General features: G+C 63.7%; 24 protein-coding genes, 1 tRNA gene and 1 riboswitch. Of the genes, 15 read left to right on the top strand and 10 right to left on the bottom strand.

Annotation, left to right across the window (positions count from 1 at the left end; genetic code table 11):
• Positions 1 to 86: 86 nt before the first annotated feature.
• A complete protein-coding gene (gene carA, locus OEW28_RS13405; RefSeq protein WP_263735271.1) occupies positions 87 to 1,253 on the bottom strand; it encodes a glutamine-hydrolyzing carbamoyl-phosphate synthase small subunit in 1,167 nt (388 codons plus the stop codon).
• Positions 1,254 to 1,436: 183 nt separating this feature from the next.
• Between carA and OEW28_RS13400 the strand changes: the two genes are divergently transcribed.
• Entirely contained in the window at positions 1,437 to 1,895 is a 459-nt protein-coding gene (locus OEW28_RS13400; protein ID WP_263735270.1) for a GatB/YqeY domain-containing protein, read from the top strand.
• 90 nt (positions 1,896 to 1,985) lie between these two features.
• On the opposite strand, the gene OEW28_RS13395 is transcribed toward OEW28_RS13400, so the two are convergent.
• From OEW28_RS13395 to lipB, 4 genes are all read right to left on the bottom strand, one after another.
• Positions 1,986 to 2,480, bottom strand: coding sequence for a DUF2244 domain-containing protein (locus OEW28_RS13395; protein ID WP_263735269.1), 495 nt, complete (start codon positions 2,478 to 2,480; stop codon positions 1,986 to 1,988).
• A gap of 128 nt (positions 2,481 to 2,608) precedes the next feature.
• Positions 2,609 to 4,303, bottom strand: a complete 1,695-nt coding sequence (gene ctaD / locus OEW28_RS13390) for a cytochrome c oxidase subunit I (RefSeq protein ID WP_263735268.1) — start codon at positions 4,301 to 4,303, stop codon at positions 2,609 to 2,611.
• Positions 4,304 to 4,448: 145 nt separating this feature from the next.
• Positions 4,449 to 4,859, bottom strand: coding sequence for a c-type cytochrome (locus OEW28_RS13385; protein WP_263735267.1), 411 nt, complete (start codon positions 4,857 to 4,859; stop codon positions 4,449 to 4,451).
• 230 nt (positions 4,860 to 5,089) lie between these two features.
• Complete coding sequence (gene lipB, locus OEW28_RS13380) at positions 5,090 to 5,761, bottom strand: lipoyl(octanoyl) transferase LipB (protein WP_263735380.1); 672 nt, start codon at positions 5,759 to 5,761, stop codon at positions 5,090 to 5,092.
• A 147-nt stretch (positions 5,762 to 5,908) separates the two neighbouring features.
• Between lipB and OEW28_RS13375 the strand changes: the two genes are divergently transcribed.
• The 3 genes from OEW28_RS13375 to OEW28_RS13365 all read left to right on the top strand — a co-directional run bounded on the left by OEW28_RS13375 (position 5,909) and on the right by OEW28_RS13365 (position 8,118).
• On the top strand, positions 5,909 to 7,153 hold the full coding sequence (locus tag OEW28_RS13375; RefSeq protein ID WP_263735266.1) for a peptidoglycan-binding domain-containing protein: 1,245 nt from the start codon (positions 5,909 to 5,911) through the stop codon (positions 7,151 to 7,153).
• Between the two features lie 116 nt (positions 7,154 to 7,269).
• Positions 7,270 to 7,356 (top strand) — tRNA-Leu (locus OEW28_RS13370).
• 91 nt (positions 7,357 to 7,447) lie between these two features.
• Positions 7,448 to 7,577: riboswitch (FMN riboswitch) on the top strand.
• 70 nt (positions 7,578 to 7,647) lie between these two features.
• On the top strand, positions 7,648 to 8,118 hold the full coding sequence (locus tag OEW28_RS13365; protein ID WP_263735265.1) for a 6,7-dimethyl-8-ribityllumazine synthase: 471 nt from the start codon (positions 7,648 to 7,650) through the stop codon (positions 8,116 to 8,118).
• 164 nt (positions 8,119 to 8,282) lie between these two features.
• On the opposite strand, the gene OEW28_RS13360 is transcribed toward OEW28_RS13365, so the two are convergent.
• The 3 genes from OEW28_RS13360 to OEW28_RS13350 form a co-directional block, all read right to left on the bottom strand.
• Positions 8,283 to 9,416: an ATP-binding cassette domain-containing protein gene (locus tag OEW28_RS13360; RefSeq protein ID WP_263735264.1), complete on the bottom strand. Its 1,134-nt coding sequence runs from the start codon at positions 9,414 to 9,416 to the stop codon at positions 8,283 to 8,285.
• Positions 9,417 to 9,424: 8 nt separating this feature from the next.
• Complete coding sequence (locus OEW28_RS13355) at positions 9,425 to 10,315, bottom strand: hypothetical protein (protein ID WP_263735263.1); 891 nt, start codon at positions 10,313 to 10,315, stop codon at positions 9,425 to 9,427.
• A 78-nt stretch (positions 10,316 to 10,393) separates the two neighbouring features.
• Positions 10,394 to 10,798, bottom strand: coding sequence for a hypothetical protein (locus OEW28_RS13350; RefSeq protein ID WP_263735262.1), 405 nt, complete (start codon positions 10,796 to 10,798; stop codon positions 10,394 to 10,396).
• Positions 10,799 to 11,430: 632 nt separating this feature from the next.
• On the opposite strand from OEW28_RS13350, the gene OEW28_RS13345 reads away from it, so the two are divergent.
• The 6 genes from OEW28_RS13345 (at position 11,431) to OEW28_RS13320 (ending at position 19,714) form a co-directional block, all read left to right on the top strand.
• Positions 11,431 to 13,002, top strand: a complete 1,572-nt coding sequence (locus OEW28_RS13345) for an FAD-binding oxidoreductase (RefSeq protein ID WP_263735261.1) — start codon at positions 11,431 to 11,433, stop codon at positions 13,000 to 13,002.
• 66 nt (positions 13,003 to 13,068) lie between these two features.
• Positions 13,069 to 13,584 carry a protein-tyrosine phosphatase family protein gene (locus OEW28_RS13340; protein ID WP_263735260.1) on the top strand — a complete coding sequence of 172 codons (516 nt, stop codon included), beginning with the start codon at positions 13,069 to 13,071 and terminating at the stop codon, positions 13,582 to 13,584.
• Between the two features lie 146 nt (positions 13,585 to 13,730).
• Positions 13,731 to 16,478 (top strand): MFS transporter, encoded by a 2,748-nt coding sequence (locus OEW28_RS13335; RefSeq protein WP_263735259.1) that lies wholly within the window; start codon positions 13,731 to 13,733, stop codon positions 16,476 to 16,478.
• Positions 16,472 to 17,464 (top strand): ABC transporter substrate-binding protein, encoded by a 993-nt coding sequence (locus tag OEW28_RS13330; protein WP_263735258.1) that lies wholly within the window; start codon positions 16,472 to 16,474, stop codon positions 17,462 to 17,464. Before OEW28_RS13335 ends, OEW28_RS13330 begins: the two co-directional genes overlap by 7 nt.
• Positions 17,465 to 17,651: 187 nt before the next feature.
• The gene (locus OEW28_RS13325; RefSeq protein WP_263735257.1) at positions 17,652 to 18,947 is read left to right on the top strand and encodes a sulfite oxidase; all 1,296 of its coding nucleotides are present in this window, start codon (positions 17,652 to 17,654) and stop codon (positions 18,945 to 18,947) included.
• A gap of 56 nt (positions 18,948 to 19,003) precedes the next feature.
• Positions 19,004 to 19,714 carry a cytochrome c family protein gene (locus tag OEW28_RS13320; RefSeq protein ID WP_263735256.1) on the top strand — a complete coding sequence of 237 codons (711 nt, stop codon included), beginning with the start codon at positions 19,004 to 19,006 and terminating at the stop codon, positions 19,712 to 19,714.
• A gap of 155 nt (positions 19,715 to 19,869) precedes the next feature.
• Here the strand turns inward: OEW28_RS13320 and OEW28_RS13315 are convergent, their stop codons facing one another.
• Together OEW28_RS13315 and OEW28_RS13310 are read right to left on the bottom strand one after the other, a co-directional pair.
• Positions 19,870 to 20,076 carry a hypothetical protein gene (locus tag OEW28_RS13315; protein ID WP_263735255.1) on the bottom strand — a complete coding sequence of 69 codons (207 nt, stop codon included), beginning with the start codon at positions 20,074 to 20,076 and terminating at the stop codon, positions 19,870 to 19,872.
• Between the two features lie 67 nt (positions 20,077 to 20,143).
• On the bottom strand, positions 20,144 to 20,800 hold the full coding sequence (locus OEW28_RS13310; RefSeq protein WP_263735254.1) for a GntR family transcriptional regulator: 657 nt from the start codon (positions 20,798 to 20,800) through the stop codon (positions 20,144 to 20,146).
• A gap of 134 nt (positions 20,801 to 20,934) precedes the next feature.
• Here OEW28_RS13310 and dctP point away from each other — a divergent pair, with 134 nt between their 5' ends.
• The 5 genes from dctP (at position 20,935) to OEW28_RS13285 (ending at position 26,626) form a co-directional block, all read left to right on the top strand.
• The gene (dctP, locus tag OEW28_RS13305; RefSeq protein WP_263735253.1) at positions 20,935 to 21,921 is read left to right on the top strand and encodes a TRAP transporter substrate-binding protein DctP; all 987 of its coding nucleotides are present in this window, start codon (positions 20,935 to 20,937) and stop codon (positions 21,919 to 21,921) included.
• Between the two features lie 64 nt (positions 21,922 to 21,985).
• Entirely contained in the window at positions 21,986 to 22,543 is a 558-nt protein-coding gene (locus OEW28_RS13300) for a TRAP transporter small permease subunit (RefSeq protein WP_263735252.1), read from the top strand.
• Positions 22,543 to 23,862, top strand: a complete 1,320-nt coding sequence (locus tag OEW28_RS13295) for a TRAP transporter large permease (RefSeq protein WP_263735251.1) — start codon at positions 22,543 to 22,545, stop codon at positions 23,860 to 23,862. Before OEW28_RS13300 ends, OEW28_RS13295 begins: the two co-directional genes overlap by 1 nt.
• A complete protein-coding gene (locus tag OEW28_RS13290; RefSeq protein WP_263735250.1) occupies positions 23,859 to 25,106 on the top strand; it encodes a malonyl-CoA decarboxylase in 1,248 nt (415 codons plus the stop codon). The genes OEW28_RS13295 and OEW28_RS13290 overlap by 4 nt, the downstream gene beginning before the upstream one ends.
• 8 nt (positions 25,107 to 25,114) lie before the next feature.
• On the top strand, positions 25,115 to 26,626 hold the full coding sequence (locus tag OEW28_RS13285; RefSeq protein ID WP_263735249.1) for a malonate--CoA ligase: 1,512 nt from the start codon (positions 25,115 to 25,117) through the stop codon (positions 26,624 to 26,626).
• Positions 26,627 to 26,684 lie beyond the last annotated feature (58 nt).

Below are 26,684 nucleotides of genomic sequence, written 5' to 3'. Positions count from 1 at the left end.
GACCCTTCGTTTAGAGCGCGGCATGACTTCTCCGTCCGGAACGAGAGCCATGCTGCACGCGGTCGGTTAACGCCGCGTTAACGGGATCAGGCGGCGCGTCGTGCCCGCATCGCCTGCGCGAACCGTTCGAACAGGTAGAAACTGTCCTGCGGGCCAGGGCTTGCTTCCGGGTGATGCTGTACCGAGAACACGGGCCGATCCGCGATACGGATGCCGCAGTTCGAACCATCGAACAGGCTGACATGCGTTTCCACCACGCCAGAGGGCAGCGTCTGGCTGTCGACCGCGAAGCCGTGGTTCATGGACGTGATTTCGACCTTGCCGGATTCGATGTCCTTGACCGGGTGGTTGGCACCGTGATGGCCGTGGTTCATCTTTATCGTCTTGGCACCCAGTGCAAGCGCAAGCATCTGGTGGCCCAGGCAAATGCCGAAGAGCGGCAGATCGTGCTTCAGAACGCCCTGGATCATCGGCACGGCGTATTCGCCGGTCGCCGCGGGGTCACCGGGACCGTTCGAAAGGAAAACGCCCTCGGGGTTCAGTGCCAGCACGTCCTCGGCGGTTGCGGAAGCCGGCAGGACCGTTACGTCGCAGCCCGCCGACGCGAGGCAGCGCAGGATATTCCGCTTTGCGCCGTAATCGATCGCGACGACGCGAAGCCCGTCGCCCTCCCGCCGCGTATAGCCCTCGGGCCAGGCCCAGCGGGTTTCGTCCCAGCGATAGCTCTGTGCGCAGGTCACGTCCTTGGCAAGATCGAGTCCGACAAGCCCCGACCAGGCGCGGGCCTTGGCGACCAACGCCGCGACATCAAAGTTACCGGACGGGTCATGGGCCAGCGCCACATGGGGCGCACCCTGCTGCCGGATGGCGCGGGTCAGACGGCGCGTGTCCAGCCCGCCGATCCCGATGCGTCCGCGGCGCGTGAGCCAAGCCGTCAGTTCTTCGGCCGCGCGCCAGTTCGAGGGCGCGGTCGGGTCCCATTTGACGACCATCCCGGCCGCAACGGGTTCTGCTGCCTCGTCATCCTCGGGATTGACGCCGACGTTGCCGATATGGGGGAAGGTGAAGGTCACGACCTGTCCCGCGTAGGATGGATCGGTCATGATTTCCTGATAGCCGGTCATCGCCGTGTTGAAGCACAGCTCTGCCACCGTCTCTCCTGTCGCACCGAAACCATGGCCGAAGAACAGCGTTCCGTCGGCAAGCGCGATGCAGGCCGTGGGTCTTGCGGTGGGCTCATGGCTTTGCGGCATGGCGCGACTCCCGATGCTCAAATCCTGCGGAAACTAAGGGGAATGGCAGGTCGTGGTCAAGGGGCTCGGCGCGATTTAGCTTACCTATATTTTTCAATTGGTTAGCCGAAAACTGTACGGTTGTATCACGAAAGCGGAGCAGGTATTGTGGGCCTTCGGAACCTCATGGGGATGGGACACCGGATGATCATGCGGGACAGGATTGCCGCCGCTCTGAAAGACGCGATGAAATCGCGCGATGCGGACAGGCTTTCGACGTTGCGGCTGATAAATGCAGCCATCAAGGACAAGGATATCGCCGCGCGCGGCGAAGGCGGCGAGGGCGCCGTTGGCGATGCAGAGGTTCTTGCGATCCTCGGCCGCATGGTCAAGCAGCGGCAGGAAAGCGCGCGCGCATACGAGGAAGGCGGGCGCCTTGAGCTTGCCGAAAAGGAACAGGCCGAGATCAAGGTGATCGAGGAGTTCCTGCCGCGCCAGTTGAGCGATGACGAAGTGACATCGGCCATAGATGCCGCCATCGCCGAAACCGGCGCGGCGACGATCCGCGACATGGGCAAGGTCATGGCGGCGTTGAAGGCGCGCTACACGGGTCAGATGGATTTCGGCGCCGCGGGACCGCGCGTCAAGGATCGGCTGGGCTGAGCCTCTTGCCGGGCGGGCGGCATCGGCCCGCCCGCCAGAACTTCCTGAAACCACGCAGGACCGAACGGGTTCGCCCGTTGATCCGAGCCTCTAGCGAAACTCGCCAAGTTTCTTGCGCAGCTCCTGCGCTAGCTCCGCACGCTCACCGGGCGTGAGGAAGGCCCCCAGTTCGACCTCCCTACCACCGCCCTTCAATGTAAGGTACTGCGCGACCGGCCCCCCTGTGGGCTGGAGGTGAACAGAGGTCCAGTAGGGGTTCGCCTCCCAGTCGCGAAGGCGTCCGTCCGGGTCTTGCCGGCGGATCGCGACGCGGTCCGTTGCAATGGTCAGAACCTCGGTGAGGCGCGCATCACGCCAGCTTCGGCCAAGCGCCCACCACATGCCCGCGACCGCAGCGATCATGAAGGGAAGAAGCACCCAGAGGATCACGGTGCCCAGTACCGAAAACAGAGGAATCGAAAGCATCAGCACCGTCGCGCCGATGAACACGGCAAAGCCCCTGGGGCCCAGCGAACGATAGGGCCACAGGTGAAGCTCGGCGGGATTTTCGCCCGAGGCTTCGGGGTGGATCCATTCATAGGGCATGGGTCGAAGGCACGAAGCCATGTGGGTTTGCGGGCGCACGGAAGCCAGAGGGTCGCATACCGAAACCTGCCGGCTCCAAAAGACGGCGGCCCCGGATTACTCCGGGGCCGCACCTGGTTTTCTGCGGATCAGTGGGCGTGGCCCTTGTCCCAGTCCTCACGCTTCGGGAGTTGCTCGAAGGTGTGCTCCGGCGGCGGGGACGGAAGGGTCCACTCCAGCGTGTCTGCGTATTCGTTCCAGTAGTTCGCCCGGGTTTCGCGCTTGCCGGCAAGAAGCGTGTAGAACACGATGCCGATGAAGAACACGAAGGAAGCGAAGGAAATGAACGCGCCGATCGACGAGATGTGGTTCCAGTAGGCGAAGGCCTCCGGATAGTCGATGTAGCGGCGCGGCATGCCCTGGCGACCCAGGAAGTGCTGCGGGAAGAAGGTCAGGTTCGCACCGATGAACATCGCCCAGAAGTGCAGCTTGCCCGCCCATTCGGGATACTGGCGGCCCGACATCTTGCCCATCCAGTAGTAGACGCCGGCGAAGATCGCGAAGACCGCGCCCAGCGACATCACGTAATGGAAGTGCGCCACGACGTAGTATGTGTCATGGTAGACCCGGTCCACCGGCGCCTGGCTCAGCACCACGCCGGTCACGCCGCCGACGGTGAAGAGGAACAGGAACCCGAAGGCCCAGAGCATCGGCGTCTTGAACTCGATCGAACCGCCCCACATGGTCGCGATCCACGAGAAGACCTTGATGCCCGTGGGCACGGCGATGACCATCGTCGCCAGCATGAAGTAGGACTGCTGGGTCAGGGACATGCCGACGGTGTACATGTGGTGCGCCCAGACCACGAAACCCAGCGCCCCGATGCCGACCATCGCGTAAACCATCGGAAGGTAGCCGAAGATCGGCTTCTTCGAGAAGGTCGCGATGACGTGGCTGATGATCCCGAAGCCCGGCACGATGATGATGTAGACTTCGGGATGGCCGAAGAACCACAGGATGTGCTGGTACAGGATCGGGTCACCCCCGCCGGAAGGCGAGAAGAAGGTGGTTCCGAAGTTGCGGTCGGTCAGAAGCATGGTGATCGCGCCCGCCAGAACCGGCAGCGACAGCAGGATGAGCCACGCGGTGACGAACACGGACCAGGCGAACAGCGGCACCTTGTGCAGCGTCATGCCCGGCGCGCGCATGTTCAGGAACGTCGTGATGATGTTGATAGCGCCCAGGATCGAGGAAGCGCCCGAAACGTGGACCGCGAAGATGGCGAGGTCCATCGCGTAGCCGCCCTCGGCGGTGGTCGTCAGCGGCGGGTACAGCACCCAGCCCACGCCCGCACCGGCACCCAGACCTTCCGTCAGGCTACCGTTGCCACCCGGCGCCAGCATCGATGCGACGCCAAGGGACGTGCCCGCAACATAAAGCCAGTAGCTGAGGTTGTTCATCCGCGGGAACGCCATGTCCGGCGCACCGATGTGGAGCGGCATGAAGTAGTTGCCGAAGCCGCCGAAAAGCGCCGGGATGACCACGAAGAACATCATCAGGACGCCGTGATAGGTGATCATCACGTTCCATAGGTGCCCGTTCGGGGTGCAGACCTCGTCGGGATTGGCCATCAGGCGTGCGCCTTCCTGGCACATGTACTGAACGCCCGGCTCCATAAGCTCCATCCGCATGTAGACGGTGAAGACGACGGAAATGAACCCCACGGCCGCGGCCGTGAAGAGGTAAAGGATGCCGATATCCTTGTGATTGGTCGACATGAACCAGCGGGTGAAAAACCCCGGGTGTCCATGTTCGCCGTGGCCATGTACGGCTGCGTCGGCCATGCTGTTCTCCCATTCCATTCGCAAGGCGCAGGTCTCCCACCCGCGCGTAGCTACATGCCCGTAATAGTTGGCAACCTTGGAATGGGCAATCGCAGATACCGGGATGAGGCAGGAAAAATTGCCTCACCCCCGTCTCTTAAGGCCCTTACTGGGCTACGGAGGCAAGATAGGCCGCGAGATCGGCCTGCTTGTCCTTCAGCTTGAAGCTCATCTTGCTTTTCGCCGCGGCATCGCCGGTCTTTTCCTTGAGCCAGGCCGCAGGGTCGGTGACATAGGCGGCAAGTTCCGCCTCGTCCCAGACAAGTCCCGATTCTCCGACCGCCTTGATGTCATCGCCGTACTTGAAGTCGGTTGCTCCGACCACGCGACCGACGACGCCGTAAAGGTTGGGACCGGTCTTGCCGCCCTTCTGGATCTCGGTGCCGTCATCGGCGATGATCGCGTGACAGGCCTTGCACTTCTTGAATTCGGCTTCACCCACCGCTGGATCGCCCTCGGCAAGCGCGGGGCCCGCCACGGACAAGGTTGCGATCGCTGCAATCAGGATGGTTTTCATCTCTGTTTCCTCGGTTGTGATTACGTCTAAGCAGTTAAACCCTTCGGGCGGCTCGTAGCATGCGACGCTCGGTCGCGACTTGAGACATGTCAAGAGGCGGGATCGGCCACCGTCAGATCACAGGCCCGGACCGAGAACAACCGGATCCATCCCGGATCGGCTTTAACTCGCCACGAGGCGGGCTGCCGCGCGCCCTGCGCGAAGTGCCGGTCGCCGGCAGCACGGAACAATCAGAATGTCGCTTCAAAAGCTTTCTTCAGCGCGGCGTCCAGATCGGCCATCGTCACGGGCAGGCCGAGGTCGACCAGGCTCGTCACCCCGTGATCGCTGATGCCGCAGGGCACGATGCCGCCAAAGTGGCCGAGGTCCGGTTCGACATTGATTGAAATGCCGTGGAAGCTGATCCATCGGCGCAGCTTTATGCCGATCGCGGCGATCTTGTCCTCCTTCACCGATCCGTCCGGGTTCAACCCCTTTTCGGGGCGGCGGACCCAGACTCCGACCCGGCCTTCGCGGATTTCCCCGACGACGTTGAACTCTGCCAGCGTCGCAATGACCCATTCCTCAAGCTGGCGGACAAAGGCGCGCACGTCACGGCCGCGGTGGTTCAGATCAAGCATCACATAGGCCACGCGCTGGCCCGGCCCGTGATAGGTGTACTGGCCGCCGCGCCCCGCGACATGCACCGGAAAGCGGTCGGGATCGATCAGATCCTTGGCCCTGGCGGACGTGCCGGCAGTGTAAAGCGGCGGATGTTCAAGCAACCAGATCGCCTCGCCTGCACGGCCTTCGTGCATGGCGGCGACGCGCCTTTCCATCTCGGACAGTGCCACCTCGTACGGAACCAGCCCCCGGCTTTCGATCCACTCGACCATGGGTCGCCTTTCGCTTTGGTCGGATATCCCGTGTTGCAAGAGCGCACCGGAGGGCGCAAACTCGAGAGGATTTCCAAACGCCTTGCCAGCCGCACCAAGGGGCGACTCGCCGGGCCAGATTGCCTTTGACGCGGGAGAGATGGAATGAAAGCCAATCGAATTGCAACATCATGCATGGCAGCGGCGCTGATTGCCGCGCAAACGGCACCGGCCCGCGCGGATTTCGGTGACGCGCTGGTGGGCGGCGTTGTCGGTGGCGTCGTCGGCGGCGTGATCGTCAACGAGGCGAACAAGAAAAAGCAGAGGACCTATGTCGCCCCGCAGGTCAGTTCCTCGCAGCGCGCCGCGAACGCAGAGGTGCAGACGGCGCTGAACTACTTCGGCTATCCTGCCGGCACGCCGGATGGCGTTTTGGGCTCGCGCTCGCGCTCGGCGATTTCGCAGTATCAGGTGACCTTGGGCTACTCTCCCACCGGCTACCTGACGGAGTATGAGCGCAGTCATCTGGTCTCCTCCTACCACCGCGCCGTCGCGGGCGGTCCGGCGACGATGCAGGCGGCGGCGGCAAATCCAATGGGCATGCGCGGGCTGCTGGTGACCTGGAGGGACGAGGCCATGGGCATCGCGCCCACCGCTGCGCCCGCCGCTGCGCCCGTCGCCGCCGCCCAGCCCGAAACGACCACCGCCACTGCGCCCTCGACCGGGCTTCCGACCTTCCTGGACGCGGCCGGAGCGCAGGTTTCGCTCGCGTCCTTCTGCAATCGCGTCGGCCTGATGACCACGACGAATGGCGGCTACACCACGGTCGCGGACATGACCAACCCGATGGAGGCGTTGGGAGAACAGCTTTGCCTTACCCGCGCCTACGCGATCGCGCAGGGAGAGGAACTGGCGGCGCGCGTTCCCGGCACGACGCCCGAGCAGATCGCCCAGCAATGCGCAGGCTTCGGCCCGGCGATGAAGGCCGAGCTTTCCGACCTGTCGCTCAGTCCCGCGCCTGCGGTTCTGGAAAAGGTGCGCGGCTTTGCTGTGGGAACCGGCATGCCCCCCGCGCAGCTGTCATCGACCGCCAAGATCTGCCTTTCGGTCGGATACCGCGATGATGCGATGGACGTGGCGACGGCTTCAGCCCTGCTGCTGGCCGGGCTTGGCGAGACGGCCTATGCCGAGTTGTTGGGCCACCATCTGAGTCAGGGCTTCGGCGCGAACCAGCGCAGCGACCTGGCCTTCGACTGGTATGGCATCGCGCTGGAAGGCGCCGAGCGTCCGGGGACAGCCGTCTTCGCACCCGGCCAACCCGAGCGCATGCAGCTTCTGCGCAAGGCCGCATATGCGATGGTTGGTCGCGAAGATGACGCGGCCGCGGCGCCGGTTCCGGCGGCCCTGCCAAGTTTCCAGGTGCCCGAAAGTTCGAACTGACAGCCGTTTCCGGGGATGGGCAGGAATTTTCCGCAAGTCCGAAGAATCCCCTTCACATCCCCGGAACGCTCGGCTAATAAGCGCGCACCTCGCCGGGGCGCGCCCCGGAAAAGAGTGCGGTTGTGGCGGAATTGGTAGACGCGCAGCGTTGAGGTCGCTGTGGGCTAACCCCCGTGGAAGTTCGAGTCTTCTCAACCGCACCACTCTTCTCTTCCTTTGAGACGAAGCTGTCGCTATCGGGCGTGTTCACGCCGTATCCGGCTTTGACGTGGTCCGCGCATGAGGGTATCCCGGCGACATTCTCAGGGCGGGGTGAAATTCCCCACCGGCGGTAACAGCCCGCGAGCGCCGTCCCTCGGGACGGGTCAGCAGATCCGGTGGAACTCCGGGGCCGACGGTCACAGTCCGGATGGGAGAGATGTGGGCGTTCGGGCCGCGAGGCCCGTGCGGCCTCTGCGCTCTGGGATCTTGTCTGGTGGAAAGGATCCGGAGCTATGACAAAATCCCCCAAATTCGCGTTCATCAAGGCCCGTTGGCACGCCGATATCGTCGATCAGGCGCTGGTGGGCTTCACGCAGAAACTGGCCGAGCTGGGCATCGCGGCCGAGGTCGAAGCGTTCGACGTTCCCGGCGCGTTCGAAATGCCGCTGCTCGCGCGCAAGCTGGCCGAAAGCGGACGCTATGACGCGATCGCGGCGGCGGCGCTAGTCGTGGACGGCGGCATCTATCGCCACGACTTCGTGGCTCAGGCCGTGGTTTCGGGCCTGATGGAAGCGGGCATGCAAACCGGCGTGCCGGTTCTATCGGTGTCACTGACGCCGCACCACTTCCAGCCGTCGCAAGAGCACCAGGGCTTCTATCGCGACCACTTCGTGAAGAAGGGCCGAGAGGCCGCCGACGCTGCGGTTCAGATCACCGCGACGCATGCCACGCTGCCGCGGTCGATCGGCATCGCCGCCGAATAGACCGCTCCCCAGCGAGCGCATGGCCCCATGTCCCGCCGCGGCCAGGAAACAGTGGCAGGACAGCGATCCGCGACGGCCTCAGCCCCGCGCCCGCCTGAGGGCGCGGACCAGCACAACGTGACATCGACACGGCCCGGACGGTCCGAATGCCTGCGGCGGTGGGGTCAGATCGTCAAGCCGGTATCGATATCCCAAAAGAGCTGTTCCATCCGCATGCCGAAATGAAGCTCGGGAAGTTTCGCGGATGCAAGGCGAACCGCGTCTTCGGGCGCTGCCCCGCGCATGACCATGAATGAACCCAAGATCGCAGCCGTGCCGACGACGTTTTCCCTTGGCTCGATCATCACCAGAAGCCCCTCGGATATCGCCTCCTCGACAAGACGGCAGATGTTCAAGATCGCGGGCATGTCCAGATCAGGGCGCGTGTGATCGTGGTCCCAGAGCTGTACGGCACGCCTGCCCCCCGGGCCTGCCAGCGTGGTGGCATCGCGCCCGACAGACACGATCATGTGGCCATCGTCAGGGTTTGGCCGTGGGTTGCCCCCGCCTTCCGCCACAGGCCACCTAAGTTCAAGCGCATGTTCGATGATCCATGCCCGATCGACACCGGGTCGGACGGCGGTGCGATCGAATTCGGGCGGCAGGGGCCGGTGTTCGGACGAAAGCATGTGACGGGGTGTGCCCGCGCCGGGCAGGTCTAGCCCGCCGGTTCTTATGAACCATTCGACGTGACGTCCGGCACCGGGGGCAAAGAATTCGGCTTTCGGGCAGTGCGCAATCATGCGCCCGCCCCCAAGCAGAGCCACCCGGTCGCAAAAGCCGCGCACCTCCTTTGAATTGTGCGACACCAACAGGATTGGTCGCGCCTGTGCATGTGCTTGAAGGAACCGCATCATGCCGGCGCCGTCCCGGGCGTTCAGGCCGGCGGTCGGCTCATCGATGCACAGGACATCCCGATTGCCAGCGCAGGCCTGCGAAATCTCCTCAATCCGTTCATCAAGCAGGCGGCCCGACGCCTTCGCTTTGCGCGCATCCTGCCGCGGCTTCTGGCGGATGAGCACGGGGCGGCGATCCCGTTCGAGCCGCGCGCCCCGATACACCGCCTCATCCCAGCGGACCTCAAGCAGATCGCTGTCGGATGAGCATATGCACTTCAGAAAGGCGGATTTGCCGCTGCCCATCGGACCCATCAGTGCGGTCATTCCGTGGCTGGACAGGTCGAAATCGATGCCAAGGAGGACCGGCCGCCCGTTGGCGTGGACGGACAGGTTGCGGATCGACAGGGCACAGCCGGACATGCGCCTGATCAGTCTGAACCGGCAATCACACGGGCCACCTGCCCCAGGTTCACGCGCCGGAAACGTATGCCCGCGCCATGACTGCCGTTCAGAGCGAAGGCCGTCGCAGGATCGTCGCGACGCGCGGGAATGGCGACAACGAAAATGTCCGCGCCAAGGTGTTCCGAAACCCGGTCATACCAGTCAGCAAGGGCGGGCAGGTCCCGGCGGTCGCCCGCAATGTCGTCAGTTCTTCTCGCCGCATAGGCGCCTTCGCCGTGCTCGGAAAAGAACGTGACCTCGTCCGCGAAGCCGCGGCAGCCATCAAGGAACTCGAACGGCCTCAGCGATGCGGCACCTTCCGGCCGCAGCGGCGACTGAAGTGTCAGCACATCGGAGGCGGCCTCCGGCCCCTTGCCGGGTTCGCGGGCGCGGGCGGCATCGTCTTCCTGCTGGGGACGCGTCGTCTCCCAGAGGCTTTCGATCGCGGCCTCGTCGTCGTATGTCACAAGCCCATGGCGCAGGCCCGCAGCCGCGTCCTGGGGCTTGTCCGCCGTCAGGATATCAACCGACAATTCCCCGCTGCGCGCGCAAAACTCGGAAAGAGATGCGTTCAGCCGCGCGATCAACCCTTCCAATTCAGGCGCATCCGCCTTCATGCCGAAATCGAATACTTCACCCTGAGATCCGGGCGCTCTTATTTCCGCACGCAGAAGCCGCTGCCCGAAGGAAATCAGAATGGCCTCGCACGTCTGACCGGAAAGCCGGATTTCACGCGGGCTATCGGAGTCCGCTATCAGCTTGGCAATAGTGGCGTGGCGATCAAGCGGAGACAGATCCGCCGCCAGTGTTTCACTGCTTTTCGGCTTGACGCTTCGGTCCCGCCTTACACGATCCAGAAATAGGCTTCGCAAAGACATTTGCGCTTCTTGCCCCACGATGTGCGGGTGCCTTTTTCATAAGGCACCCGTCATTGTTGAACTTACTCCGGTGAAGCCTCAGACGGCACTCGACAGGCCGTCGATCGCCATGCGGCTTTTCGCAAGCACCATGCCGATGTTCGCGCTCTTGCGGCACACGAAGGACACGACATGATCGGGGAACTTCTTGGTGCGCAGGAAGACGTGAATGAGATTGTCACTGAAGACGAGGAATTCGTTGAAGTAATGCGACGTCGCATCCTTCTGACCGCGCGACGCCTTGAAATGCTTTTCAATCTGCGAAACATTCGGCCCCTGGAACATGTCGGCGGTCGCCGCGGCGACCATGTCCAGAACCGCCTGCGGATGGGAGTCGAGCGTCTTGACGCTGAGCAGAAGGCCGGACTCGATATCGATATAGGCGCCGGCAACGCATTCCGGGACCGTGTTCATTGCTTCGGCGAGTGCTTTGTCGAGAGACATTGGGAATCCTAATACTGGTTGGTCAGATATACTGACGGTGCTGGTGTTTGATTGCACCGGAAACTCGTATAAAAAAAATCATCCGGCGCACCGACGTTCAGCGTTTCCTAGATATTAGCTTTCTTGTTTTTCTCATGGGGAAACCCACAAGATGATACTTCGCGCTAATTATCTGTCCGAACCTTTCATTCGTAGACATTCACTCGGTAAGCACAGTTAAAATCTTGGCGGCGACGATTGGGTCAATGGAAACGCGCATCTGGATTGATCTTAAATTCAACAATCCATGAAACGCTCGATATAACCTTTCCGTGCTGCCCAAGGACTGCGGGTTTCGACTCGCCCGTTCCTTGGGCCGGATAACTGACCATCCAATGCGGCAGGATTGAGGCCAAATGCTGTCGCAACATTCTCGCTGGGTGCGACAAGATCGCACTTTGCGGGTTCCGCCCCAGAAATCACCGGGTCGCCATGATTTCGACGCCCCGACGCCTCCGGATCGCCGCAATGCGCTCATTGCTTGCGCGCGTTGGCCTGCCGCGAAGTCGGCCGTGAACATCGGACGACTCGATTGTGCGAGAAGGACGGTCTCGACCGTCAGCCGGGCATTTCGCCCGCCCCCGGAGGATGCAATGAACGGATCAGACCCTAAACAGATCGTTGGCGATAGCTGGATTGCTTTCGAAGGCAAACGCTACGATGTGGCGCCGGGCCAGTCGGGGCTTGAGGCGATGCTTGCGGGGGGCGCGAATGTCGTCTTCTCGTGCCGCAAGGGAACCTGCCGATCCTGCATGATGGAGGCAGTATCGGGCGATCCGGGTCCCGAAGCGCGTTCGCCCCTTCCCAAGCACCTCCGGGACCAGAACTTCTTCCTGCCTTGCACGATGCGCCATCCCCACGCGGTTGAGGCCCGCATGCCGGATCCGGCAAGGTCGGTTTCGCAGGCGGACATCGTGGAAAGAGTTCGCCTGGGTACAAACATCTACAAGGTCGTTCTTGAGACGCATCAGGCCCTCGATTGGCGTCCGGGTCAGTTCATAACGATCCGGCGCAGCGGCACGCAGATGCGAAGCTACTCCATCGCGAGCTGCCCTGAGGACTACTACCTTGAACTTCACATTCGCCATTATCAGGGGGGCGCCGTCAGCGACTGGCTGGTCAACCAGCTGGATGTCGGCGCGACGATCGACTTTGTCGGCCCTGCGGGTCATTGCCACTACCGGGATCAGCCGGACAGCCCGCTCTTGCTGATCGCAAGCGGTTGCGGCGCGGGAACTCTGGCAGCCGTGGCACAGGACGCGCTGACCCGCGGACACCGCGCACCCATCCGGTTGGTTCACGGTGCCCGGCGCCCCGAGGACCACTACCTTCGCGAAAGGCTGGATGACATGGCGGCACGTTTCACCACCTTCAGCGTCGACTACATGGTGGCAGACGCCGAGATCAGCGATGTCGCACGGAACGCGATCGGCCCCGAGGCCGATCTTGGCGGGCACCTGGTCTACCTCTGCGGCGCCCCGGACATGGTCGAGACCGGCCGCATCGCGGCGCTGCGCCATGGCGCGGCGTTGGAGGATCTGTTCTCCGACCCGTTCGAAAGCCCGGCGCCCTATCGGCCGCGCGATTCGGAAAAGATCAGCGGCGTTGAAGCGGACAGCGAAATGTGGGCCGCGCTGGACAGCGGCAGCAAGCTGACCGCGATCCTTGAGGACTTCTACACGCTGGTCTTCGCCGACCCGCGGCTGGAGCCGTTTTTCCGCAAGGTCACCAAGGCGCGGCTCGTGGAAAAGCAGTATTCCTTCATGGCAGACCTGTTCACCGGCCAGCGCCGGTACTTCGGGGAAAGGCCCTTCAACTCTCATCATTGGATGATCATCTCGGACGAGCTGTTCGACTACCGGGAGCGGCTTTTCTTCTCGGTGGCCGCGCGGCACGGCCTGCCGCAGCACCTGATGAACCGCTGGGCGGCGTTGAACGAGATGTTCCGGCGCGAGATCGTGAAGTCATCCATGCGCGGTCAGTGGATCGACGGCAAGGAGGTGACGAAGCCGGCCTTCGTTGACGAGGTCATGACACTCGGCACGCTCTGTGACGGCTGCCAGAACGAGGTCGCGGCCGGAGAGACGGTCCGACATCACCTGCGGACGGGGGAAATCTTCTGCGACCGCTGCCGATCCAATTCCTCGGGTGGATTGGCCGCATGACGCGACGGGCATTGGGCACGGAACGGCTTCGGCCAATGCGAAACAGCGGCAGGGGGCCGGATCACCGTGCTTGAGGATATTAGCCCCCTTCAGGTGGTGTCCGACTATTTCGGCCCGATGGGATTCGTCTGGCTTGTGCCGGGCCTGCTTGGCGGCACGGCGCGTCCGGGTCTTTCCGCATCGCTGGACGGCGACCTTGCGGCGCTTGCAAGGGTAGGAACGCGCCTTCTGGTGTCGCTTACGGAGGAATGGCAACCCGACGCCGACGCCGTCTCGGCCCACGGAATGGAGTCGCTTCATGTCCCGATCCCGGACCGGATGCCCCCGGACATGGCGCAGGCAGCGTTGATTTGCCGCGAGGTGGACAGGCGGATCGAAGCGGGACAGGCGGTCGTACACCATTGCCATGCCGGCAAGGGGCGCACGGGAACGGCACTGGTCGCGCAGCTGATCTGGCGCGGCTTTGACCCGACGGAGGCCTTGACCAAGGCGCGACGGCGCAACTCCCGCTGGGTCGAAAGCCCGGAACAGGAAGACTTCCTGCATCGCTTCGGCCAGGAAGTCCGCCGGGTCCGCGGCTAGCCAGGGTGCCTTGCCGCGCGACCATGCCAGCTCGGAACAGAGCTTCTTGACAGACGCCAGCCCGACGGTCCCCGCACATCTTTGGCCTATTGTAGGATCAGCGAATTGGCGGCTAGGTTCGGCGCGGGAGGACAGTGCCCTTGCTGATGTTCCGACGGATCTTTCCGACGATCTTCATCGTCGCGGCGTCCTCGCTTTTCGCCTTCATCGCCTTGGCGGTGCTGCAATTCAATCAGGTCCGATTCGAGCTGGAGCGCGAAAGAATTGCGGTGCTGGCGAACCGGACTGCGGACCCGTTCAAGGCTGCCACCCAGATCGGACTTCCCGTATCCTCCGTTCGCAACACGGCGGCATTGCTTGAACTTGCGCGCCAGTTCGATCCCGCCATCGAAGGCGCCTATCTGTTCGCGGCAGATGGCTCGCTCGTCGCCTCCACGACGTCGACCGACCGGGAGCCTGCGCTTCTGGGTGGCCCTTTCGGGTTGGGCGACGACGCAAGCGCGACCTGGTCCGGAGACACCACCGACGGTTTCTATTCTGGCGTCCGACTCTTTGACGCCTCGGGGCGCGTGGCCGGCGGGGTGGCGATCACCTATTCCGGTCGGCAAAGCCAGGCGCAATCCTGGGCGATGGTCGGCCAACTTCTGCTGGCCGGTCTGGCCTTCACCATGGTGCTCGCGCCAGCGATATGGATCGTGCTGCGCCGCGCCCTTGCGCGGGCAACCACCGCCTATGACGAAGTGGAAGAGCAGATCCAGCGGTTCGAGCGTGAAAGCTGGCTGTCGCGGATCTCGGCCAGCACCGGCGAAGCGTCAAGGCCTTCGGCTTCGGCCCGCCCTCTTTCCGCGCTGATAGGCGAAGTTGAACGGCGATACGCTTTAGAGATCGAGGGCAGCGCAGGTACGCCGGCACGGACGCAAACACCGACACCCGACGACCAACCGATGGCGCCGCCGGCGCAAATCCAGGCGCTGCGCCGACGCATCGTGCTTGCGATGCTTGCGGTCGTCTCAAGCTCGCTTCTGGTGTTTTCCACCCTCGTCGTTCTGGCATTCGACCGTGCCATCGAGCCAGAACTGGAAAGCCGCGCAACGCTGATCGGCAGCCTTGTCCGAGCCGAGATGCAGCGCACGCTGGAGCTTGGCATCCCGATGTCCGCGCTTGGTGGGCTGTCGCCCCACTTCGAAGGCATTCTCGAAAACTTTGACGAAGTGTCCGCGATATCCCTCATATCGGGCGGCGGCGAGCGGGTCGCGGAGGCCAGGAGGGAGGACACTGGGGATGAGGTCATCCCATCTTCGTTCGGGCACGCCGTTGGCGTTCGCGCATCGACCGTCGAAATGCCCGTGCTTGCCGGGAGCCAGGTCGTCGGCACGATCCGGATCGAGGGCAGCCAGCGCTTCGTTCAGACCCGGCTGCGCGACGTCGTCCTGGACGTGTCGATCCTGGCGATCGCGATGTTGCTGATCGGTGTCGAACTCGCCATCGCCATCGCGAGCGCGACCGTATGGAAACCGCATGCGCAGCTGATACAGATGCTCGCAGAGCAGCGCAAAGGGCAATTCAACCACGTCATGCGCGAACAGGGGCCGGTCGCCTTCCGCAGGCTGGCGGCCCGGTTCAACTCCTACGCGCTCGACATCGCCAAGCGGCGGCGAGCGCTTGGCAATGATCAGCCCCCGGCTTCGCCGAAGCTTGTCGAGATGTCTGACAGGGCCGACATACGGCTACCACTCTTCCTGTTCGCACTCGGGTCCGAGATCACGGCATCATTTCTGCCGGTCTACGCCTCGGCCGCGACGCGCCCGGTTTGGCTGACGGCAGAGGTCGCCGCAGCGGCGCCCATGGTCATCTACCTTCTGGCCGTCGCAGCCCTGTCACCCTTTGCCGGAGCGATCAGCAGGCGATACGGCGCAGCGCGGCTTTTCCTTGCCTCGGTTCCCGTGGCCATGGCCGCACTGGTCTGGATGGCCATGGCCGGAAGCGTCACGCAGATCGCCCTTGCGCGCGGCCTGGTCGCGGCGTGCTACGCGCTCGTGACCGTGGCCTGCCAGGAATACGGGCTTCGGGTCGACCCTGCGGCGCCTCGCGCCAGGACGATGAGCGGCTTCATCGGCGTTATCATCGGCGGCACCTTCTGCGGATCGGTCATCGGGGGTGTATTGGCAAGCCGGCTGGGATTTCCCTCTGCGATCATGTTGGGCGCGGTCTTCATCCTTGCTTCCGGCCTGGCCTGTCGTCTGTGGATGATTGGGCCGGCGGGCGCCCCCAGCGACACCGTCGCCGCCGAGCGCGTCGAAGAGGCCACGCCCGTGGACATGCGCCGGTTCGCCGCGCTGGTTGTCGGCCTTGCCATGCCGCTCAGCGCGGTGACGGCGGCCTTCATCTGGTATTACATGCCGCTGGCGCTTGACGCGCAGGGGCTCAGGTCGGCGGATGTCGCGCGCGTGGTCATGCTCTACTATCTTGCCGCGATCATTCTGGGCCCGATGATGGGAACCGGAGACCGAGGCGGACACGGCAGCGGCGTCTCGGCCGTGGTCGGCGCCGTGCTTTCGGGGCTGACGCTGGTGGCCCTGCCCTTTCTTGGCGGTGTCTGGATCGCGGCGTGCGCGGTGCTGCTGGTCGGTATCGGTCACACGCTCCTGCGCTCGCCCATCTACGCGCTCACCCTCGGACTGAGCGGCGCGTCGTCACGCCCGATTGCCTTGCTTCGCCTCTTTGAACGTCTGGGCGCGATCTTGGGCCTGTCGATCGCCGCCGCTCTTGGCCAACTGGGCTATCATTCGACGATTTCGACCGCGCTAGGGTTGGCCGCTATGGCGGGCGCCGTGCTGTTCGTGATATCCGAAGCGTCAGTGGCTTCGAGAGCGCGGAGAGGGCATCCATGCTGAAGTACCTGCTGTGCACGCTGGCCGTTGTGGCCAGCGGGTCAACGGTCGCCCGGGCCCAGGGCCTGGACGTCATGATCGCCACCTGGCGCGGTTGCGAGGATGCCTGCCAGGGCTTCAAGGACCACATGGCCAGCCTTGGGCAGGACGTGCGGCTGACCGTCCGCGACGCCGGGCAGGACAAGGCCGTGCTGCCGCGACTGCTGGGCGAGGCGCGCGCCAGCGAGGCAGATCTGATCGTCAGCTGGGGGACGAGCGTGACCAAGGCAATTGCCGGCGACCTCACGCAACTGGAAGATCCGGCGTTCAATCACGACATCCCGCAGGTGTTCATGATCGTCGCGGACCCGGTCGGATCCGGACTTGTGGAATCGCTCGACGACACGGGCCGGCCGAACCTGACCGGGACCTACAACCGCATGCCCGAGACCGTCACGATCCAGACCATCCGCAGCTACCTTCCGGGCTTTGGCACACTGGGACTGATCTACAACGAAAATGAGCCGAACTCGGTTCTCAAGTATCAGGAACTGCAGGAACTTTCCAAGACCGAGGGGTTCGAACTTGTGGCCTTGGCCCTTCCGCTGACCCAGGCAGGGCAACCTTCGGTGGAGGATATCTCTCCCAAGGTGCGCGAGGTCGCGCAGGCGGGGGCCGACTTCCTGTATGTGGGAAGCTCTTCCTTCCTGCAGGCGAACAGCGCAATTCTTGGCGCGGCGGTTCGCGATGCGAAGCTTCCCCTGATCAGCCCCTATGAAGAAGCCGCGCGCGAGGGGAACGCCCTCCTGTCCGTAGCGGCAAGCTATTACGAGGTCGGGCGCCTCGCCGGACGGCAGGCCGCGGCGATCCTCTTCGACGGCGCACGAGCGGGCGACCTGCCTGTCGCGCGGATGTCCGAGTTTGCAGTGACCATCAACCTGTCGATGGCCAAGCAGATCGGCCTCTATCCGCCGGTGAACCTGATACAGATCGCGGAGATCGTCGAATAGCCTGCCTTTCGCGGCCGTCGCAGGCGCACTCCCTGACGCACCGCAACCGCGCGGGCCTGGCGCCATGAGCGCGAACCGGCCCCGCCAAGCCTGGAGCCGGAGACGGCGGAACAGAATGCCTGCCCCGAACGTTTGTTGTTCAGCGCATGTCATGTGCGCCGCGTGAACAGTATTCGGGAGGAAGACAATGGGCTACGACGACAAGAACGGACAGGAGCCGGGCAAGCACTTCGCAGATAGCCCCGCAACCGCTGGGGTCGATGTCCTCGTACGGGCGCCCGCCCCGAACCGGCGCAGCTTTCTCAGAAACGCCGGATTGATGACGGTGGGGGCCGCAGTCGGAATGACCATCCCCTTCCACCGCAACATTCCCCCGGGCTTCGTGCCCGCCGCCTTCGCGCAGGGCGACGCTCTTTCCGGGAAGGACGGCCTGAGCCTGCTGAACGACCGTCCGGTCAATGCCGAGACGCCACCGGAACTGCTTGACGATCCGATCACGCCCACAAACCGTCACTTCATCCGCAATAACGGCATCGTGCCAGAGGACATGGCGACGGATGGCTGGACGCTGACCATCGATGGCCTGGTCGACAATCCGATGGAGATGTCGATCGCAGACCTGCAGAACCAGTTCGAGGTCGTGACGATGGCCTTGACCCTCGAATGCGGCGGCAATGGCCGGGCGTTCTTCGATCCGCCGGCAAGCGGAAACCAGTGGACATACGGCGCCGTGGCTTGCGCCAACTGGACGGGCGTCCGGCTCAAGGATGTTCTTGAAACCGCTGGCGTGCAGGACAACGTCGTCTACACGGCGCACTACGGCGCGGACGCCCACCTTTCGGGCGATCCGTCCAAGCTGCCGATCTCCCGCGGCGTCCCGATTGCAAAGGCGATGACCGACAACGTTCTGATCGCGTTCCAGATGAACGGCGAAGACCTTCATCCGATGAACGGCGCGCCCTTGCGGCTGGTCGTGCCGGGCTGGCCTGGATCCTGCTCGCAGAAATGGCTGAAACGGATCCAGCTGCGCGAAGTCGTGCACGACGGGCCTAAGATGACCGGAACGTCCTACAGGGTGCCGGCCTATCCTGTCGCACCGGGCACGGACGTCCCGGAAGAGGACTTCGTGATCATCGAGCGTATGCCCGTCAAATCCTTGATCACCTTCCCGGCCAACGGCGCGGAAACCGGCACCTCGACCGAGGTGCGCGGGCACGCATGGTCGGGCGACCGCAGCATCGACAGGCTGGACATATCGATCGACTTCGGCGCGACGTGGCAAAGCGCGGAACTGGACGCGCCCGCCAGCGACGGCGCTTGGCAGAACTGGCGCGCGAACGTGGAATTCCCGCAACCCGGCTACTACGAGATCTGGGCAAGGGCGACGGACAGCGAAGGCGAGATGCAGCCATTCGCGATCGACTGGAACCCGAAGGGATATCTCAACAACACGATGCACCGCGTGGGCCTGAAAGTGGCCTGACCGAAAGGCTGGCGGCCGAGCGGCCGCCGGCGGCCCGCCCGAGCCAGGAGCCGCTAATGACCCTTTTCAGGACTGCTGCCGCGACAATCGCGGCGCTACTTTCCACTGTCTCGCAGGCCAGTGCGCAGACCATCGACGAACGCCTGACAACCGCCAGCATCGAAGCTGGCGAAGGGGTCTTCCGGAAATGCAAGGCCTGCCACACGGCCGAAAAGGACGCCCCCAACCGCGTCGGACCCAACCTGTATGGGATTGTGGGCCAAGAAAAAGGCGCGGCGGAGGGGTTTCGCTATTCGCCCGCCATCGCGACTGCGGGCGGAGCGTGGTCGCCGCAGGAACTCGACGCCTATCTGGAAAACCCGCGCCGGGCGATCCCCGGAACGCGCATGGCGTTCCCCGGCCTGCGCGATCCCGAGGACCGTGCCGATGTCATCGCGTATCTGCGTACGATGTCGGACACGCCGGCAGATGAGAACGCCGCTGACTTGCGGCCCTCCGACGGCAGTTCCGGGGAAGATGGCGCCGAGGATTTCGGCCTGCTTGTCGACGGGGCCGGCGCCGAGGAAACCTACGACGCCTGCACCGCCTGCCACTCGGAAATGATTGTGGTTCAGCAGGGCAAGACACGCGATGGATGGGACAAGCTCCTGGACTGGATGATCGAGGAGCAGGGGATGGCCGAACTTCCGCCGGACGAGCGCGATGCCATCCTCGATTACCTTGCGCAGCACTACAACACCGACCGGCCGAACTTTCCCCAACGTTGAAATGGGCAGCACCGCAGGTCAGGCGCAGGGCATGGCTTCAGCCGTCGCCCGGCGGACGGCAACCAAAGCGTCGCGTCCCGCACGATTCCGCTGCGTGTATTCATGCAGCAGCCTGGCGATCGCGGCGAACCGGCCCCCGTCCATCCCGACCAGCGTCAGGTTGGCTGAAGACAGGTCAGGGTGCTGACGCGGAACATCCAGGGCCTGAGTTCGCAAAGCGCGCGGGCAATGTTGGACAGCTTGAGCGTGCGCTCGACCGCGTCCTGAACGAGGTCTTCCGAGATGTCTGGTTGCGAGTGCAGCGACCGTGCGTAGGCCCGCAGCTCCGGCAGCAGGATATCCATCTTCGCCGGCGACTTCATCCTGAACCATAGGGCCAACGGTCCCTTCAGGTCAAAACCGCGCAAGGAAATCGGGCGGCCGCCGGATTCAGGCCGCGCTTGTCTTGAAGGTCGCGGCCAGATGATGAAACTTTTCGCCCTGCACCGCGACATGCGCGCGCAGGGCCTCGGCGGCGGCGTTGGCGTCCGCCCGCGTCAGCGCCTCGACGATCTCCAGATGCTCGGCCATCGACTGGCGCATCCGCCCCCTGAGCCTGAGCTGCACCCGCCGGAACGGCTTCAGCCGCCGATGCAGACGGAGTGCCTCCTGTTCAAGCAAGCCGTTGCCCGACTGTCGGTAGATGATCTTGTGAAAGACCTCGTTCTCTTCGTAGTAGCGGTCCGCGTCATTCGCCTCGACCGCGGCCTGACACCGCTGGTTCGCGGCGCGCAGTTCATCCAGCGCCTCGTCACTGATCCGGGACGCCGCGAAGCGCGCGCAACTTGCTTCCAGTTCGGCCATGACCTCGAACATCTCGATCAACTCGACCGGACCGGGTTGGCGCACGAACGCCCCCCGCCTTGGCTGCTGCTCGACAAGACCTGCCAGAACCAGTTTCTGAAGCGCTTCCCGCACCGGGGTCCGGGACACGCCGAAGCGCTTGGCAAGAGTGACTTCATCAAGCCGTTCGCCATTCTCGAACGTGCCGTCGAGGATCAGCTCCTCAAGTTCGTTCAAGATCGTATCTGCGAGTTTCTGGTCCATGGCAGAATCCTAGCGACTGACGAAGAAGAAGCAAGATCAACATTCCTGTATACAAAATGTTTGACAAGGAACGCAGAAATGTCAATCTGCCATGCGATCCAGACAGTGTCGGGATACACACCAGGGAGGAAATCATGAAACCGAGATTGAAATCGACGCTTGCCGTCGTGGCGCTTTCTCTTGCCGCCGGAGCCGCATCCGCGGAAGAGTTGCGCCTGTCACACCAGTGGGCAGAAGGTGACGTACGCCATCAGGTCGCGCAAATGGTCGCGGACGATGTCGCCAACGCCGGCGTCGACCTGACCATCCAGATCTTCCCAAACCAGACGCTGTTCAAGGCGCGTGAACAGTACACGCCGCTGAGCCGTGGACAGCTGGACATGACGGTGTTGCCGCTCAGCTATGCCGGCGGCCAGCAGCCTGCCTACAACCTGACCCTGATGCCGGGCCTCGTGCGCAATCACGATCATGCCGCGCGCCTGTCGCACTCGCCCTTCATGGACAAGCTGACAGAAATCATGGCGGGCGACGACGTCATGGTCCTCGTGCACGGCTATCTTGCTGGCGGCTTCGGCTCGAACAAGGGTTGCATCACCAAGCCCGAAGACGTCAGCGGCATCTCGATCCGCGCCGCCGGCAAATCGTTCGAGCAGATGCTTGCCGGTGCGGGGGCCTCGATTTCATCCATGGCCTCGTCCGAGATCTACCCGGCGCTTCAAACCGGCGTGCTGGACGCGACCAACACCTCGTCCGAAAGCTTCGTCAGCTACCGGCTTTACGAGCAACTGAAGTGCTACACTCCCGCAGGCGACACCGCGCTATGGTTCATGTACCAGCCGCTTTTGATGAACAAGTCCACCTTCGATGGGCTTAACGCCGAACAGCAGGCCGCGCTCATGTCCGCCGCCGAAAAGGCCGAGGCGTTCTATCTTGAGCAGGCCAAGCTCGGAGATGACGTCGCGCGCCAGGCGTTTGCCAATGCCGGCGTCGAGATCGCGGAAATGTCGCCCGAAGACTTCGAAGCCTGGCGCAAACTGGCGTCCGAAACGGCATACCCGGCCTTCGTCGCGGAAACCCCGGACGGCCAGATGCTTCTCGATCTCGCACTCGCGGTCGAGTGAACCGACGACCGGCGGCCGTGAAATCCGGCCGCCGACAACACACCAGAGCCAGGGGAGGGGCGTGATGCGTCAGGGAACAATCAAGCCACCAAGCTGGGTGCGCGCGATCAGCCTCGTGTCCAACATGTTCGGTGTTATCGCGGCGACCATGATCATGGCCTCGGTGCTGATCACCTGCCAGATGATCTTCGTGCGCGGCGTTCTCGGGCAGTCGACGATCTGGCAAACCGAGGCGGTGATCTACCTGATGATCGCAGCGACCCTGATCGGCCTGCCTTACGTTCAACACCAGCGCGGCCATGTCGGCGTGGACCTGATCCCCGGCCTCCTGCCACCCTCCATGCGCAGGCTGCTGGCGTTCGCGGTCCTCTTCCTGACGTTGCTGATGGTCGGCGTGATGACCTTCTACGGGTGGGAGATGTTCCACCTTGCCTGGTCCCGCAACTGGAAGTCCGAAACGGTCTGGGCCGTTCCCCTTTGGATACCCTACCTGTCCGTGCCCCTTGGCTTCGGTGTCTTTGCGCTTCAGCTGGCCTCCGATCTCTGGCTGGCAGCGAAGTCGGACGGCGCGCAGCTTGAAACCACGGTGCACGGCATCAGCCCGGACGGGGAGAACCTGTAATGGAACCACTGACGATCGGCCTCATGGTCGCCTTCGCGACGGTTGTGGTGCTTTTCACCGGAATCTCGGTCGGGACCGGACTTCTGGTCGTGGCGACGGGATTCCTCTTGATCTTCGACGGCGCACGTTCGCTTCAGGCGCTGCCCGAGATCTTCTTCGGAGAGCTGAACAGCTTCGCGCTGCTCTCGATCCCCATGTTCATCATCATGGGCGCGGCAATCGCCTCCACACGCGCCGGCCCCGACCTGTACGAGGCGCTTGAACGCTGGCTGACCCGCGTACCCGGCGGGCTTGTCGTGTCGAACCTGGGGGCCTGCGCCCTGTTCGCGGCAATGTCGGGATCCTCGCCAGCGACCTGCGCCGCGATCGGCAAGATGGGCATCCCCGAAATGCGGCGCCGCGGCTATCCGGAGGAGGTCGCCGCGGGATCAATCGCGGCGGGGGGAACGCTGGGCATCCTGATCCCGCCCTCGGTCACGATGATCGTCTACGGCATCGCCACGGAAACCTCGATCGGACGGCTGTTCCTGGCGGGCGTCCTTCCGGGGCTGCTGCTGACCGGCTTGTTCATGGTCTGGGCGATCTACGACACCTGGCGGCGCGGTGCTGCGTCGGCGGTGCTGAGCGGCGCGCGCTATTCCTGGCGCGAGCGGGTCGAGATCCTGCCCCGCGTCGTCCCGTTCATCGCCATCATCATCGGCGTGCTCTATGCCATGTACGGCGGCATCGCCACGCCGTCCGAGACCGCGGCCGTCGGCGCGCTTCTGTGCATTGCCGTCGCGATCGTCGTCTACCGGATGTACAGGGCCGCTGACCTTTGGGTCGTGCTGCGCGATTCCACCCGTGAAAGCGTGATGATCCTGTTCATCATCGGCGCCGCGGGCGTCTTCAGCTTCATGCTGTCGTCGCTTTTCGTGACACAGTCGGTCGCGCAATGGATCGCAGCACTTGAGGTGAATCGCTGGGTTCTGATGGCGGTCATCAACCTGTTCCTGCTGGTCGCGGGCTTCTTCCTCCCGCCGGTCGCGGTCATCCTGATGTCCGCGCCGATCCTTCTGCCGATCATCACGTCGGCGGGCTTCGACCCCTACTGGTTCGCCGTGATCGTGACGATCAACATGGAGATCGGGCTGATCACCCCGCCGGTGGGGCTGAACCTTTATGTCATCAACGGGATCGCGCCTGATATCTCGCTCAGAAAGATCCTTGTCGGCTCGCTGCCCTTCGTGCTGTGCATGGCGCTGGCGATCGTCATTCTGTGCATCTTCCCCGGCCTTGCGACCTGGTTGCCCGAAGCCGTCATGGGGGAAGCGATATGACCCTCCTGGCCGACCTTCTGGCCACGGTGTTCGAGCGGCGCGCCCGCGCCGCCGGTCCCTCGGGGCGCGACGGCCGGACGCTGCCGGAACTTTGCGCGGCGCTCCTGGGCGCCACGGGAGAAGTTTCCGGGGGAGCCCTGGCGGGAACGATCCTGGATCGCTACGAGTCACAGGACGACGATGGGCGTCAGGGCTTCTTCCGGCATCTTGCCGAGGATATGGGGATCGATCCGCAACGCGTTCGGGCGGCCCTCGACCAGGAAGACGCGGTGACGACACCACAAGGCTACCGCAACTTCATGGCCGCCGCAGAGCCGACGCGCCAGGAATTGATCCGCCGCCTGAACCAGTTTCCGGGGGCGACGCCGCGGCTGGTGCGGATGCGGGCCGACCTTCTGAAGTTCGCGCGCAAGGACCCCACGCTGAAGGCGCTGGACCTGGACTTCCAGCACCTGCTTGCCTCCTGGTTCAACCGCGGCTTCCTGGTCCTGCGACCGATCAGTTGGCAAAGCGCTGCTTCGGTCCTTGAAAAGATCATCGCCTACGAGGCGGTGCATGCCATCGACAGTTGGGACGACCTGCGGCGGCGGCTGCTTCCGGCGGACCGGCGCTGCTTTGCCTTCTTCCACCCCGCCATGCCCGACGACCCCCTGATATTCGTCGAAGTGGCGCTGACGAAGGGTGTGCCTAGCTCGATCCAGGCGTTGCTGGAAGAAAGCCGGGAGCCGATGACGGCCGAGGCCGCCGACACGGCGGTGTTCTATTCGATCTCGAACTGCCAGCCGGGCCTCGCGGGGATCTCCTTCGGCAACTCGCTGATCAAGCAGGTCGCCTCGGATCTTTCGGCGGAACTTTCCGGATTGAAGACCTTCGTGACGCTTTCGCCCATTCCCGGCCTTGTCGACTGGCTGACGCGGGAAGGCCGCGCCCACGACCCCGCCGAAGCCGAGCCGATGCGCCGCATCGCCGCCCACTACCTGATGACCGCAAGACGCGAAGACGGGCTTCCCGTTGACCCGGTCGCCCGCTTCCACCTTGGCAATGGCGCGCTGATCCATGACGTTCACGCCGGAGCCGACACCTCGGCCAAGGGGATCAGGCAGTCGGGCGGCGCGATGGTCAACTACCTCTATGATCTCAAGAAAGTGTCGCAAAACCACGAGCGTTTCGCGACGAGGCATGAAATCGCCGCCTCATCCACCGTGCGCAGTCTGAGCGCGGCAGAAGACAAGAACCGAAAGTGAGCATTCCGATGGCCAATCCGCTTTACGACCGCCTTTTCGGCCGTCACGCCCAAAGCACGCGCCCCTTCCTTCATCTGCAGGACGGTGGCGCGATCTCCTACCAGGACTTCCTGGAAATGGCGTCCCGGTTCGCGCATGTCCTTACGCAGGCGGGCCTTAAACCCGGAGACCGCCTCGCGGCACAGGTGGAAAAATCGCCTGAGGCGCTTGCGCTTTATGCCGCTTGCGCGCAGGCCGGCGTCGTTTTCCTTCCCCTGAACACCGCGTACACCGTCGATGAACTGCACTACTTCATCGAAAACAGCGGAGCGCGCCTTGTCGTCTGCGACCAGACATCCCGCTCTGCGCTGACAGATGTCGCCACCAGCCTTGGCGCGGGCATCGAAACGTTGAACGGGGACGGCTCGGGATCGCTTGCCGAAAAGGCCCTAACGATGCCCGCAGAGTTCCAGACCGTCCCGCGCGCGATCGATGATCTTGCGGCGTTTCTATACACCTCCGGCACGACCGGGCGGTCGAAGGGCGCGATGCTGACGCAGGGCAACCTTCTGTCGAATGCCGAAGTGCTTGTCAGCGAATGGCGCTTCACCCAGGACGACGTCCTGCTGCACGCGCTGCCCATCTTTCACACGCATGGACTTTTCGTGGCGACCAACGTTTCTCTGGCCGCCGGAAGCTCGATGATCTTTCTGCCCAGGTTCGATGTCGAACGGATCCTTGCCTTGCTTCCCAAGGCCACGGCGATGATGGGCGTTCCGACCTTCTACACCCGCCTGCTCGACGAACCGCGCTTTACCCGCGAACTGGCGTCGCACGTCCGCCTCTTCATTTCGGGCTCGGCGCCGCTTCTGGCAGAGACCCACGCCCAGTTCGAGGCACGCACCGGACATCGCATCCTTGAGCGGTACGGCATGACCGAAACCAACATGAACACCAGCAACCCCTACGACGGAGAGCGCCGGGCGGGAACGGTCGGCTTTGCGCTGCCTGGCGTCGAACTCAAGATCACCGATCCGGCGACCGGCGAAACCATCGAACAGGGCGAAGTCGGTCAGATCGAGGTCAGGGGTCCGAACGTCTTCAAGGGCTACTGGCAAATGCCCGAAAAGACCGCAGCCGAATTGCGCCCCGACGGTTTCTTCATCACCGGCGATCTCGGCCGCATCGACGCCGACGGCTACGTGCATATCGTTGGACGCAACAAGGACCTGATCATATCGGGCGGCTACAACATCTACCCCAAGGAGATCGAGCAACTGCTTGACGAGCAGCCCGGCGTTCTTGAAAGCGCGGTGATCGGCGTGCCGCATCCCGACTTCGGTGAAACCGTTCTGGCGGTGCTGGTGCCGAAGCCAGGCAAGACCCCCGATCTTGAGGCCATCGACGCGGCCGCGCGCAAGTCGCTGGCGCGCTTCAAGCATCCCCGCAAGCTGATCGTCCTTGACCAGTTGCCCCGCAACACCATGGGCAAGGTGCAAAAGAACGTGCTTCGCGAACGCTACGCCGACATGTTCCGATAGGCGCCCGATCCCGTCCCGGTTCGCTCCCGCCTCCGAGGCGAGGTCGGCGATCCTCTCG

This window comes from Albidovulum marisflavi, from assembly GCF_025751435.1.
GTDB lineage: Bacteria > Pseudomonadota > Alphaproteobacteria > Rhodobacterales > Rhodobacteraceae > Albidovulum > Albidovulum marisflavi.
Note: the sequence above shows the minus strand (reverse complement) of the source record. Positions and strands in the feature narration are given on the sequence as shown.